Origin of the sequence: Paenibacillus sp. FSL H8-0104, from assembly GCF_038050215.1 — a bacterium.
GTDB lineage: Bacteria > Bacillota > Bacilli > Paenibacillales > Paenibacillaceae > Paenibacillus > Paenibacillus amylolyticus.
In genome coordinates this window covers 6,036,644-6,051,607 of the sequence record NZ_JBBOTC010000001.1, presented here as the reverse complement: position 1 = coordinate 6,051,607, position 14,964 = coordinate 6,036,644, and the positions used below count along the sequence as shown (strand labels likewise).

The 14,964-nt window shown below is 54.5% G+C and carries 1 protein-coding gene; it reads left to right on the top strand.

The genetic code is table 11. The annotated features are described in order from the left end of the window. Positions 1-2: 2 nt before the first annotated feature. Complete coding sequence (locus NST38_RS26610) at positions 3-14,957, top strand: amino acid adenylation domain-containing protein (protein WP_341344186.1); 14,955 nt, start codon at positions 3-5, stop codon at positions 14,955-14,957. Positions 14,958-14,964: the final 7 nt, after the last annotated feature.

Here is a 14,964-nt window from a genome sequence, read left to right as displayed (position 1 = left end):
AGATGGCTTTTGAAAAAGAAACGTTGTTTTGGAACGAAAAATTCGGTAGTGACGATTATACCTTGACGCGGTTGCCTTACAGCAAGGCTCCAAACTCCCTGGTGCCCAATGTGAAAACCGTTGGCGGTTCGCTTTCGGAGGAAGCGGCGCAGCGGGTCCTTCAAATGAGCAAGGGTGCTCCGCTGGCTGCTTTTATGATTTTGCTCGCAGGTGTTCAGGCACTCTTGCATAAATATACAGGTGCTTCAGACATTCTGGTCGGTATGCCGGTTGTGCCGAAAAAGGGGGAGACGCGTCGATCCGTTAATCATACGGTCATTTTGAAAAACTCGCTTTCGGTGGGGGCAACTTTTAAGACGCTTCTGAGCGAACTGAGGACTTCCTTGCCGGAAGCCATTCAGCATCAACATATTCCGTTCTTGAAAATGACGGAGAAGCTGGATCTGCAATATACAGAAGGGATACCCTTCGTCCATACGCTAGTATCCCTTAAGGAGTTGCATCTGGACGAAATTGGGCAAAACGTGGTCACGGACTGTTCCTTTGAATTCAGTTTAGCCGGCGGGACGATACAGCTAGCGCTGTCATATAACGAGCACTTATATGACTCCGAGTTCATGAATCGGGTCGTCGGCCATCTGAATCGCCTACTGTCCGTGGGGCTTCATGAGTTGGAGCTGGACATCGTGCGAGCGGACATGCTGTCGGAGGACGAAAAATTTCAATTAATACAAAGCTTCAACGATACCGAGAAGGACTATCCTCGTGATCGGACGATTCATCAGCTTGTGGAGGAGCAAGCGAAGCGTGTACCCGAGGCGACGGCGGTTGTTTTTGAGGGGCAGCGGCTTTCATACGCAGAATTGAACGAACGGGCGAACCAGCTGGCGCGTACGCTACGATCGGTCGGTGTGCTGCCCAATCAGTTGGTAGGCTTGATGGTCAGGAGATCGCTGGAGACGGTCATTGGCATTTTGGCGGTTCTGAAAGCTGGCGGTGCCTACGTGCCGATCGACCCGGAGTACCCGGAAGAACGTATTCGCTACATTCTGGAGAACTCGAACGCGCAGCTGCTGCTTACTCAAAGAGAGCTGTTACAGCAAGTCCCGTTCGAAGGGACCGTATTGGCGCTAGATGACAAGCAGGCCTATAGCGACGATGGCTCGAACCTGGAGGCGGCCAGTGGTCCACACGATCTTGCTTATGTCATTTATACGTCAGGTACAACGGGCAAACCCAAAGGGGTCATGCTGGAGCATCGTGGTTTGGTCAGCTTGAAGCTGATGTTCGCAGACAGGCTGGGCATCACAGAGCATGACCGGATCGTTCAATTTGCGAGCTTGTCCTTCGACGCATCCTGCTGGGAGATTTTCAAAGCACTCTATTTTGGCGCGGCTTTGTACATCCCGACGGCCGAAACAATTCTCGACACTCGTCTGTTCGAGAGTTATATGAACGAGCATGCGATTACGGCGGCGATTTTGCCTCCGACGTACAGCGCTCATTTGAACCCGGACCGCCTTCCCAGCTTAACAAAGCTTGTAACGGGAGGTTCGGCGGTATCGGCCGAATTCGTGCAGCAGTGGAAAGCGAAGGTTCACTATTTCAATGCTTACGGCCCTACCGAAGCTTCGATTGTTACGACGCTTTGGGATGCGGATGAGCAGCAGCCGGAGCGTAGAGTCATTCCGATTGGGCGCCCGCTGGCTAATCATCAGATTTTCATTTTGGATGCCCACCTGCAACTTGTGCCTCCGGGAGTGGACGGAGAGCTGTGCGTGGCAGGCGTGGGGCTTGCGAGAGGTTACCTGAACAAACCGGAGCTGACGGCAGAGAAATTTGTGGAACATCCGTTTGCGCCGGGAGAACGCCTTTACCGGACAGGAGATCTGGCCCGCTGGCTGCCGGACGGTAATATGGAGTACTTGGGCCGGATCGACCATCAGGTGAAAATCCGTGGATTCCGAATCGAGGTCGGTGAGATTGAAGAGCAGCTTCTGAAGATCGACTCGGTACAGGAGACGATTGTGATTGCGCGGGAAGGCAAAAGTGGGCAAGAACTGTGCGCTTACCTGGTCGCTAGTCTCCCTCTTACGCTCGGCGAGCTGAGAAGCGCGCTGGCGCAAAAATTGCCGAATTACATGATTCCGGCACATTTTGTTCAGCTTCCGCAGATGCCGCTCACCCCGAACGACAAAATCGACCGCAAGGCTTTGCCTGCCCCGGAAGGAAACGCACTGACCGGCGGCGAGTACGTAGCTCCACGCAATGAAGCCGAGCGGACACTTGCCGATGTGTGGCAGGCGGTATTGAACGCCGATCGCGTTGGGGTAACGGATCATTTCTTCGAGCTGGGCGGAGATTCGATCAAGTCCATTCAAGTATCTTCGCGGCTTCATCAAGCCGGGTACAAGCTGGAAATTCGGGATTTGTTCAAATATCCGACAATCTCACAGCTTAGCCTGCATGTGATACCGATCGGACGTACCATCGATCAAGGCGAAATTACGGGTGAAACGGCGCTGACGCCGATTCAGCATTGGTTTTTCGAGAGCTCCTTTAAGGACCCGCATCATTTCAACCAGTCGGTGATGCTGTACCGGAAGGAACGCTTCGACGAAGAGATGGTACGTCAGGTGCTGCAAAAGCTGGCCGAGCATCATGACGCCTTACGGATGGTGTTCCGCAAAACGGAACAAGGGTTTAGCGCACGGACCCGCGCGATTCAGGAAGACGAGATGTTCACGCTGGACGTGTTCGACTTCAAAGATGCGGAGAATCCCACGCAGACTGTGGAAGCGAAGGCAACGGACATTCAAGCGGGCATCGATCTGGAGAACGGGCCCCTCATGAAGGCGGGACTATTCCAGTGCGCGGACGGTGATCATTTGCTGCTCGGGGTTCATCATGCTGTGGTAGATGGCGTGTCTTGGCGCATTTTAATGGAGGATTTCGCTCTAGGTTACGAGCAGACTGGCAAAAGCGAAGAAATTCGTTTCCCGGCGAAAACAGATGCGTACCGCACTTGGTCCGAGCAGTTGGCTGCTTACGCGCAAAGCCCGGAGATGGAGAAGGAACAGGCCTATTGGCAGGCCGTGGATCAAATGGAGGTTCCTGCCGTGCCGAAGGATATGGAGGCGGACGTTACGACACAGCAGGACAGCGAATCGCTGTTTGTCCGTTTGGCTCCCGAAGAAACGGAGCTGCTACTGAAGCGGGTTCACCGTGCCTTCAACACCGAAATGAATGATATTTTGGTAACGGCGCTCGGCATAGCCTTACGCAAATGGACGGGGCACGAACGGGTGCGGATCAATCTCGAAGGACACGGACGTGAATCGATCGGAACGGATATCGATATCACGCGTACAGTCGGCTGGTTTACGACCAAGTTTCCGGTCGTCCTAGAGCCGGAAACTGACCGGGATTTGACCTATCAGATTAAACAGGTCAAGGAAAACTTGCGCCGCATTCCGAACAAGGGGCTTGGGTACGGCATATGCCGCTATCTTTCGAAATCGGAGGAAGGCTTGGTTTGGGGCGCAGAGCCGGAAATTAATTTTAACTACCTCGGCCAGTTCGACGATGATGTCAACCAGGGCGAGATCGGCATATCTTCTTATTCCAGTGGCAGCCCGGCTAGCGACCGGCAGGCCCGCAGCTTTGTGCTGGATATCAACGGTATGGTGCTGGACGGTGCTTTATCACTCGATCTCAGCTACAGCCGGAAGCAGTATCGGAAGGAAACGATGGAAGCCTTCGCTCAGCGGCTTGAGCAAAGTCTCCGAGAGCTCATTACCCACTGCGCAGGCAAAGAGAACACCGAAATGACGCCAAGCGACGTGCAATTTAAAGGCTTGACCATCACAGAATTGGAGCAAATCGCCCAGCGCTCGAGTCATCTCGGGGAAATCGAAAATATTTACTCGCTGACGCCGATGCAAAAGGGTATGTGGTTCCACAGCGCGCTTGACCGGCAAACGGCAGCTTACTTTGAGCAGACGCGGTTTACGATGCGGGGAGCGCTCGACGTCCAGCTTTTTGAGAGGAGCTGGATGGAGCTTGCAAAACGTCATCTGGTGCTGCGGGCGAATTTTGTGAATGGACCAGCGGGCGAGCCGCTGCAAATCATATACCGCGATAAGCCAGTCGGCTTTGAATATGAAGAGCTGCTTCATTTGCAGGTACATGAGAAACAAGCTTACTTGGATGAAAAGGCCGAGGAGGACAAGCTTCGTGGCTTCGACATGGAACATGATGCGCTCGTTCGGTTTACGATTCTGCGCACCGAAGAGCAAAGTTATCACGTTCTGTGGAGTTTCCAACATATTTTAATGGACGGCTGGTGCCTGGCTCAGCTGACGCAGGAGTTGTTTGAGATATACTCGGCCCTGACCTCTGGGAAGCAGCCAGCGGGAGGTAAAGGATCGGATTATGGCGATTATATCGAATGGTTGGAGAAACAGGACGATCAGGCGGCATCCGGCTATTGGACAGCGTTCCTGGCAGGCTACGAAGGGCAAACCGTACTTCCGGGGCAAAAGGAACCAGCGCCGAGCGGCAGATTTACGGCTGATCACGTCACCGCCGAACTAGGCAAGGACTTGAGCAAACGGATGGACCGGGTGGCGAAACAGCACCTAGTTACAGTCAATACGCTGCTGCAAGCCGTTTGGGGCGTGATGCTGCAAAAATATAACGGAACAAACGATGCCGTATTCGGCAGTGTCGTTGCCGGAAGACCGGCGGAAATCCCGGGCATTGAGTCTATGATCGGGCTGTTCATCAATACGGTGCCGGTCCGCGTCAATAGCGAAGTGGACACCGTGTTCGCCGACCTGATGGCGAAGCTCCAAGAGCGGGCTCTGGATTCCGGGCGTTATGATTACTATCCGCTGTATGAAATTCAAGCGCGTAGCGTGCAAAAGCAGAATCTGATCAACCATATCATCGCTTTCGAGAACTATCCGGTGGACGAACAGATGGAGCAGGCGGGGGACCAGCAGCACGGCGGCCTGACAATTGCTGACGTTCAGATGGAGGAGCAGACGAACTATAACTTCAACGTGACTGTGATGCCGGGAGCCGAGATCGAAATTCGATTCGACTTTAACGCCGAAGTGTTTGATAAAGACAGCATCGAGCGGCTCAAGGGGCATCTCGTGCATCTGCTGGAGCAGGTAACGGATAACCCGGAAATTACCGTGGGCGAGCTGGAACTTGTGACCGAGGCAGAAAAGGCCGAACTTCTCGGACGTTTTAACGACACCACGACGGAATTTCCGCGCGGGAAGACACTCATTCAATTGTTCGAAGAGCAGGCGGAGTACATCCCGGATGCAGCCGCCATTTCCTTTAATGAGCAAGAGATGACTTACCGCGAGCTGAACGAACGTGTCAACCGCCTTGCCCGTACCTTGCGCAGCCACGGGATATCCCAAGGACGTCTGGTCGCCATTATGGCTGAGCGTTCCATCGAAATGGTTATAGGTATACTGGCAGCACACAAAGCCGGAGCCGCTTACGTACCGATTGACCCGGAATATCCAGAGGAGCGTATCCGTTTCTTGATAGAGGATTCAGGAGCGCAGGTCATGCTGACACAAAGCCGCTTGCGCGAGCGACTGGCGGGTTTGGACTCGGTGATTTTACTGGATGACGAGTCTTTCTATCACGAGGACGGAACAAACCTAAATCAAGGGATTGAAGCGACAGATCTGGCCTGCGTGATCTATACGTCAGGCACGACGGGCAAGCCAAAAGGAAACCTTGTTTCACACCGCAACATCGTGCGCGTTGTGCAAAATACAAATTATATCGACATCACCAATCGCGATCATGTCCTCCAGCTTTCGAGCTATTCGTTCGACGGAGCGATTTTCGATATTTTTGGTGCTTTGACCAACGGGGCGCGGCTGGTGCTGGTTCCCCGCGAGACGTTGCTGGAAATTGGTCTACTGGCGGATCTCATCCAGCGCCAGCGCATATCGGTCATGTTTATTACGACGGCTTTCTTCAACGTGCTTGTAGATGTGAATGTCAATTGTTTTCGGGATGTCCGGGCGATTTTGTTTGGAGGAGAGCGTGTCTCGGTTGGTCATGTACGTAAAGCACTCGCCCATCTTGGAGCGGGTAGGCTCAACCATGTATACGGACCGACGGAAAGCACGATATTTACCACGTACCTTCCGGTCGACTTCGTTGATGAGTCGGCGCTTACCGTTCCTATCGGACGACCAATCAGCAATACGACGGTGTATATCGTCGACAGCCGGAATAAGCTGCTGCCGATCGGCGTGGTCGGGGAGCTATGTGTCGGCGGAGAAGGTTTGGTACGGGGCTACAATAACCGGCCGGAACTGACGGCGGAGAAATTTGTGCACAATCCTTTTACGTCAGGAGAGCGCATGTACCGGACGGGGGATTTGGCGAAATGGCTACCGGACGGCACGATTGAATATGTGGGACGAACGGACGACCAAGTGAAAATCCGTGGCTTCCGCATAGAGCTGGGCGAGATCGAAACTCAGCTTCAGAAAGTGGAGGGAATTCGGAAAACGACAGTATTTGCGCGGGAAAACGTGTCCGGCGAAAAGCAGCTTTGCGCCTATTATGAAGCGGACTGTGAGCTTCCGGCGGCCGAGCTGAAGAGCGTGCTGTCTCAGGAACTGCCGGCCTATATGATCCCGACGTACCTGATCCAGTTGGAGCGTCTCCCGCTGACGACGAATGGCAAGGTTGACCGCCGCTCCCTCCCGGCACCTGAGGAGAGCTTGCAACCGGGCGAAGGACATACTCCGCCTCGGACTCCGCTCGAAGCCAGCTTGGCTGAAATATGGAAAAGCGTGCTTGGATTGGAGCGCATCGGGGTTCATGACAACTTCTTTGACTTGGGCGGCCATTCCCTGCGGGCAACGACACTGGTGAGCAAGGTGCATCAGGAGTTGAACGTCGAGTTGCCTCTGCGCGACGTATTCCGCTACTCAACGATCGAACAGATGGCTCTCGCCCTCTCCCGGATCGAAGAACATTCGTTCTCGTCGATTCCGCTGGTAGGCGCAAGAGCGTATTATCCACTTTCCTCAGCTCAGAAGCGGCTGTTTATCCTGAATCAGCTGGAAGGAGCCGAGCAGAGCTATAACATGCCGGGTGTGCTGCTGCTCGAAGGATCAATTGACCATAGCCTGCTGGAGAAAGCTTTCCGCGGACTGATCCAACGTCATGAAACGTTGCGAACCGGATTTGAGGTCGTACAAGGCGAAGCGGTACAGCGTATTTACGAGAGCGTTGATTTTTCCGTCGTGTGTCGACATGCGAACGAGGAAGAAGCGTCTGCAGTCGTGCAGGCTTTTATCAGACCTTTCGACTTGGCGAAGCCACCGTTGCTGCGTGCCGAGCTCGTAGAGCTGGCAGCCGATCGTTATTTACTGATGTTTGACATGCACCATATCATCTCCGACGGGGTTTCGATGGACGTGTTCGTTGAGGAACTCGTTCGTCTGTATGGCGGTGAGTCATTAGAGCCTTTGCACATTCAGTACAAGGACTATGCGGTATGGCAGCAATCGGACGAGCAAAAAGTGCAATTGAACCGCGAGGAAGCTTACTGGCTGGACCGTTACCGGGGCGAGCTGCCGGTTCTGGAAATGCCAACGGACTATCCGCGTCCTGCTGTACAGAGCTATGAGGGACATACGCTGACGTCCTTCGTGGACGAGGCAACGAACGAAGGCTTGAAACAGCTGGCCGCTCAAAGAGGAACGACGCTATATATGGTGTTGCTTGCCGCATATACCGTGCTTTTGCATAAATACACAGGTCAGGACGATTTGATCGTCGGAACGTCGATTGCGGGCAGAACGCACGGCGACACGCAGCCTTTGATCGGAATGTTCGTCAACACGCTGGCGATCCGCAATTATCCGGCTTCGGAGAAGACCTTCCTGTCGTATTTGGAAGAAGTGAAAGAAACGACTTTAGGCGCTTACGAGCATCAGAATTATCCGTTCGAAGAACTCGTCGATAAAGTGCAGGTTAGCCGGGATTTGAGCCGCAACCCGCTGTTTGACACGATGTTCTCCCTGCAAAACCTGGAGGAGTCAGAGTTTGAGCTGGAAGGGCTGAAATTGTCCCCGTACCCTAGCGAATATGGTATGGCCAAGTTCGACCTGAGTGTGGATGTTACGGAAGAAAATGGCGGACTGGAGTGCAACTTTGAATTCGCAACGGCTCTTTATAAAGAAAGCACGATCCGGCGGCTGTCGATTCATTTTGGACATTTGCTTGCGGCGATTGTAAGCCATCCGAATGCAAAGATCGCTGATCTGAACTTGTTGACGGCAGATGAAAAAGAGAAGATTCTCGGCGCGTTTCACCCGATGCAATCGGAAGTGGCTCCTGTGGCCGCGTTCCACCGACTGTTCGAGGAACAGGCGGAGAGCACTCCGGAAGCGGAAGCCGTTGTATACGAGAACGATCGGCTGACGTATGCGGAGCTGAACGTACGGGCGAACGGCTTAGCGGCCACGCTGCGCGCAAGTGGAATCGGCCGGGAGGAGATTGTTGGCATTCTCGCCGAGCGCTCGGTGGACCTGCTGGTGGCCGTGCTGGCCGTCTGGAAAGCAGGCGGGGCATATGTACCGCTTGACCCGGATTATCCGGCGGACCGCGTGCGGTTTATGCTTGAAGACAGCGGAGCGAAGGTGCTGCTGACACAAACGCTGCTGAGAGAGCGTGCTGAAGCCTGGCTCAGCCAAGAGGAGCTGGCACTTGCAAAGGTGTTGTACCTCGACGACGAAATGTCATACAGCGAAAACCGGGAGAATGCACCGCTTGGTTCCAGCATGGTTTCCGGTAAAGTCTCCGGCGAGCTGACGGGTGCTGTGAACAGCGATGATCCGAGTCATCTGAAGGTTACTGGCTTGGACAGCTTTCATGAAGCTCGTCCTGAGGACCTAGCGTACGTGATCTACACGTCGGGGACAACAGGCAAGCCGAAGGGTGTAATGATTGAGCACCGCAGCTTGGTGAACACGGCAGCGGGCTACCGGCGGGAATACCGGTTGGATCAGTTCCCAGTCCGGCTACTGCAACTCGCTAGCTTCTCGTTTGACGTGTTCGTGGGTGATATCGCACGCACGTTGTATAACGGAGGCACCATGGTCATTGTACCGAAGGATGATCGGATTGATCCGTCTCGCCTGCACCACTGGATAGAGCGGGAGCAAGTGACGATCTTTGAATCAACACCAGCACTGATCGTACCGTTTATGGAATACGTGCACGAGCAAGGGGTGGAGTTGAGCGGGATGGAGCTGCTCATCACAAGCTCGGACAGCTGCAGTGTGGCGGATTACCGGACCTTGCAGGAGCGTTTTGGCTCATCGTTCCGCATTATTAACGCCTACGGCGTGACGGAAGCGGCAATTGACTCCAGTTTCTATGACGAAGAATTGAAGGAGCTGCCGCAGACAGGCCATGTGCCGATTGGCAAAGCGTGGCTGAATGCGAATTTCTACATCGTGGATGCACAACTGAACCCAGTACCGGTCGGGGTGTTGGGCGAGCTGGTTATCGGCGGAGTCGGCGTGGCACGAGGCTACTTGAACCGTCCAGATCTGACAGAAGAGAAGTTTGTAGACAGTCCCTTCACCGCTGGTGAGCGGCTGTACCGCACAGGAGACTTGGCGCGGTGGATGGAGGACGGCAACGTGGACTTCATCGGCCGAATCGACAACCAGGCGAAAATCCGGGGCTACCGGATCGAGGCGGGTGAGATCGAGTCGCAGTTGCTGCGGGTGGAAGGTGTGCGCGAAGCGGTGGTGCTGGTTCGAAGTGATGCGAACGGTCAGAAGGCGCTGTGTGCGTATTACACGCCGGATACCGGTGCGAAGCTGTTGGTGAACGATCTGCGCAGTGCGCTGGCACAGGAGTTGCCGGGTTACATGATCCCGTCGTACTTCGTGGAGCTGGAGCGCTTGCCTCTGACACCAAACGGGAAAATAGACCGGAAGGCGCTGCCCTCGCCGGAAGGGGAAGCGGGAAGTGGAACGGAGTATGTCGCACCGCGCAATGAGCTGGAAATGAAGCTGGCGGTGATTTGGCAGGAGGTGCTGGGGCTTACGAAGGAGATTGGCGTTTACGACAACTTCTTCGACATCGGCGGCCACTCCCTGCGAGCGACAACGTTGGTCAGCAAGATTCATAAAGAGTTGAACGTGGATCTGCCACTGCGCGAAGTGTTCCGCCATTCCACGATCGAGAGCATGGCTACCGCCATTTCTCGGCTGGATCAGCAGATATTTGTTTCCATTCCGGTGACGGATGTCCGAGAGGTGTACCCGCAATCTTTTGCTCAAAAACGTCTCTTTATTCTGAATCAGCTGGAAGTTGCGGAGCTTAGCTACAACATGCCGGAAGCGATGCTGCTGGAGGGTGCTTTGGACCGGGCAAGGTTCGAAGAAACGTTCCGTAAGCTCGTGGCGCGGCATGAAATGTTGCGCACCGGGTTTGAAATGGTGGATGGAGAAGCATCACAGCGGGTTTACCAGGACGTGAATTTTGCGGTGGAGTTCTATCAAGCGGATGAGCAAGAGGTCGAAGCGGTGGTTCACGGTTTCGTCCGTCCGTTTGACTTGGCTAAGCCACCGCTGTTGAGGGTAGGCCTTGTTGAGCTGGCTCCGGAACGCCATATTCTGATGTACGACATGCATCATATTATTTCTGACGGCGTTTCAATGGAAATCTTTGTTGAAGAATTCGTACGTTTGTATGGTGGAGAGCAATTGGAGCCGCTGCGCATTCAGTACAAAGACTACACCGTTTGGCAGCATTCGCAGGAGCAGCAGGAACGGCTTCAGCATCAGGGGGCGTATTGGCTGGACATGTTCCAGGGCGAGCTTCCGGTGCTGGAAATGCCGACCGACTATCCACGTCCGGCTGTACAGAGCTACGAAGGTCAAACGCTGGAGTTTTCCTTCGACGCTTCAAAAACCGACGGCCTGAAACAGCTGGCTTCGGAAACGGGCACGACGCTGTTTATGGTGTTGCTTGCGGCGTATAACGTGCTTTTGCATAAATATTCAGGTCAGGAAGACGTAATCGTTGGTACGCCGATTGCCGGAAGGAATCATGGAGATGTGCAGCCGTTGATCGGGATTTTCCTAAACACGCTGGCGATTCGCAGTTATCCGTCTTCGGAGAAAACATTCCTTTCATATCTGAACGAAGTCAAAGAAACAACTCTGCGTGCCTTTGAGCATCAGAACTATCCGTTTGAACAATTGGTGGACAAGGTGCAAATCACCCGTGATTTAAGCCGCAATCCGCTCTTCGACACGATGTTTACGATGCAGAATACGGAGAACGAGCAATTTGAGCTTGAAGGGCTTCGCCTGATTCCTTATCCGAGCGTACTTGATACTGCGAAGTTTGATATCAGCTTGGATGTGGGCGAGGAGAACGGCGGCTTGGATTACAGCTTTGAATATGCGACAGCTCTTTACAAAAGGGAGACGATTGAACGGCTGGCAAAACATTACGAGCAGTTGCTCCTGACAATTGTAAACCGTCCAGATGCAAAGATTGCCGAGCTGAACTTGCTGACAGCAGAGGAAAAAGAACAAGTTCTCAATGCGTTTAATCCAGCGCAGCTAGAAGCGGCTCCTGCGGCTACGTTCCACCGTCTGTTTGAGAAACAGGCAGAGTGTACGCCGGAAGCGGAGGCCGTTGTGTATGAAAATAACCGCCTAACGTATGTGGAGCTGAACGAGCGAGCGAACCGCTTAGCGGTCACGCTGCGTGCAAATGGCATCGGCCGGGAGTCAATCGTTGGCATTCTCGCCGAGCGTTCGGTGGACTTGCTGGTGGCCGTGATGGCCGTCTGGAAAGCCGGCGGGGCGTATGTACCCCTCGACCCGGATTATCCTGCGGACCGCGTGCGGTTTATGCTCGAAGACAGCGGAGCGAAGGTACTGCTGACACAAACGCCGCTGCGAGAACGTGCCGAGGCCTGGCTCCGCGAAGAGGAGCTGGCGCTGATGTCGGTGCTGTACCTCGACGACGAAGCGTCGTACAGCGAAGATCGGGCAAATGCCCCGATGTGCTTTGATCAAGGCTCCAGCATGGCTTCCAGCCGGGACTCTGGCAAACTAACGGGGGCTGTGAACGGTGCGGATCGGAACCATCTGGATGTTTTCAATGATGTTGGCATGGGCAGCTTCCATGAAGCCCGCCCTGAGGACCTAGCATACGTCATCTACACGTCCGGAACGACGGGCAAGCCGAAAGGCGTGATGATTGAGCACCGCAGCCTGGTGAATACGGCAGCGGGTTACCGGCGGGAATACCGATTAGATCAGTTCCCGGTGCGGTTGCTGCAGCTCGCCAGCTTCTCGTTTGACGTGTTCGTGGGCGACATTGCCCGGACACTGTACAACGGAGGCACGATGGTGATTGTGCCGAAGGACGACCGGATCGATCCTTCTCGTCTGCACTACTGGATAGAGCGAGAGCGAGTGACGATCTTCGAATCAACACCGGCGTTGATCGTGCCGTTTATGGAATACGTACATGAACAGGGGTTGGAGTTCAGCGGGATGGAGCTGTTGATTACAAGCTCGGACAGCTGCAGTGTGGCGGATTACCGAACCTTGCAGGAACGCTTCGGCTCGTCGTTCCGCATCATTAACGCTTACGGTGTGACGGAAGCGGCGATCGACTCCAGTTTCTATGACGAACCGCTGACGAAGCTGCCGCAGACAGGCCATGTGCCGATCGGCAAAGCGTGGCTGAATGCGAAATTTCACATCGTGGACGCACATCTGAATCCCGTACCAGTCGGCGTGCTGGGCGAATTGGTTATCGGTGGAGTTGGGGTAGCACGTGGGTACTTGAACCGTCCAGATCTGACAGAAGAGAAGTTTGTAGACAGTCCCTTCACCGCTGGTGAGCGGCTGTACCGCACAGGAGACTTGGCGCGGTGGATGGAGGACGGCAACGTGGACTTCATCGGCCGAATCGACAACCAGGCGAAAATCCGGGGCTACCGGATCGAGGCGGGTGAGATCGAGTCGCAGTTGCTGCGGGTGGAAGGTGTGCGCGAAGCGGTGGTGCTGGTTCGAAGTGATGCGAACGGTCAGAAGGCGCTGTGTGCGTATTACACGCCGGATACCGGTGCGAAGCTGTTGGTGAACGATCTGCGCAGTGCGCTGGCACAGGAGTTGCCGGGTTACATGATCCCGTCGTACTTTGTGGAGCTGGAGCGTCTGCCTCTGACACCGAACGGGAAAATAGACCGGAGGGCGCTGCCAGCGCCGGAAGGGGAAGCGGGAAGCGGAACGGAGTATGTCGCACCGCGCAATGAGCTGGAAATGAAGCTGGCGGTAATTTGGCAGGAGGTGCTGGGGCTTACGAAGGAGATTGGCGTTTACGACAACTTCTTCGACATCGGCGGCCACTCCCTGCGAGCGACGTCACTGGCAGGTAAGGTATTTAAGGAATTAAACGTCAACCTGCCGCTGCGCGACGTATTCCGTCACTCAACGATTGCGGCGATGGCCGAGGCGATCACCCGGATGGAACGGCGGGAGCATGAGGCCATTCCTCAAGCGGAAGAGAGAGAGTACTACCCTCTGTCCTCCGCGCAGAAACGGCTGTTCATTCAGCACACGCTGGATGGAGCAGATCAGCTTTACAACATGCCGGAACTGGTACAGGTGGAAGGTGAGTTTGATTTAGACCGGTTGGAAGCCGCCTTGCGGAAATTGATAACACGGCATGAATCGCTGCGCACCGGTTTTGAAATGATGAAGGGCGAAGTGGTTCAGCGGATATACCCACAGGTCGATTTTGCTATCGAGCATCATCAAGCGGATACAGAGGATTCAGATCAAATCGAGCAGATCGTCCGGAACTTCGTTCGTCCGTTTGATCTCGGCCAACCGCCGCTGCTGCGCGCCGGGGTCATCGAGCTGGAGCCGCACCTGCGTATTCTCCTTTTCGATATGCACCATATCGTGTCTGACGGTGTATCGATGGCGATTGTGATGGAGGAGTTCTCGAGTTTCTACGCCGGAGAACAGCTGCCACCCCTGCGCATTCATTACAAGGATTATGCCGTTTGGCAGCAGTCGAAGGCCCACCGAGAGCGAATCGGGCGGCAGGAAGCGTACTGGCTGCAAACCTTCGAAGGCGAACTGCCGACGGCGGACCTGCCGATGGACTACGAACGGTCTGCCGTTCGTAGCTACGAAGGCGCGCATGTGGAGTTCGACGTCGAAGCTTCTCTCTCGGCGCGGTTGCGCGAATTGGCTGCCGAGTGTGAAAGCACACTGTTCATGGTGCTGCTTGCGGCCTATACTGTGTTGCTGTCCAAGTACAGCGGTCAGGAGGACTTGATCGTGGGCACCCCGGTGGCTGGAAGAACTAACGCCGATTTGGAGCGGGTCATCGGCATGTTTGTTAATACGCTGGCGCTCCGCAATCGTCCGTCTGGCGACAAAACGTTCTTGTCCTACCTGGAAGAAGTGAAGGAAACGGCTTTGGGTGCTTTTGAGAACCAGGATTATCCATTCGAGGATCTCGTGGAGCGTTTGAATGTGAAGCGGGAGCCGGGCCGCTTCCCGTTGTTCGATGCCGTTTTCGACTTGCAAAATATCGAAGAACGAGACGCCGAACTGGAAGGGGTCAGCCTGAAGAATTACGAGCTTGACCCATTGGAAGAAGCGAAGTTTGATCTGACGCTGTTTATGTATGAAAACGAAGGGGCGTTGAGCGGGGGCTTCTTCTACGCCACCAAGCTGTTCAAAGAAACGATGATCCGCACCTTGACTGAGGATTACCTGCGGGTACTGTCTCAAATTGCGGAAAATCCACAACTCGAGCTAAGCCGAATTGAATGTCATAAACCGGCGGCAGGCGCAAAGAGTGCCGTCGATACGATCGAATTCGCGTTCTAATAAGACA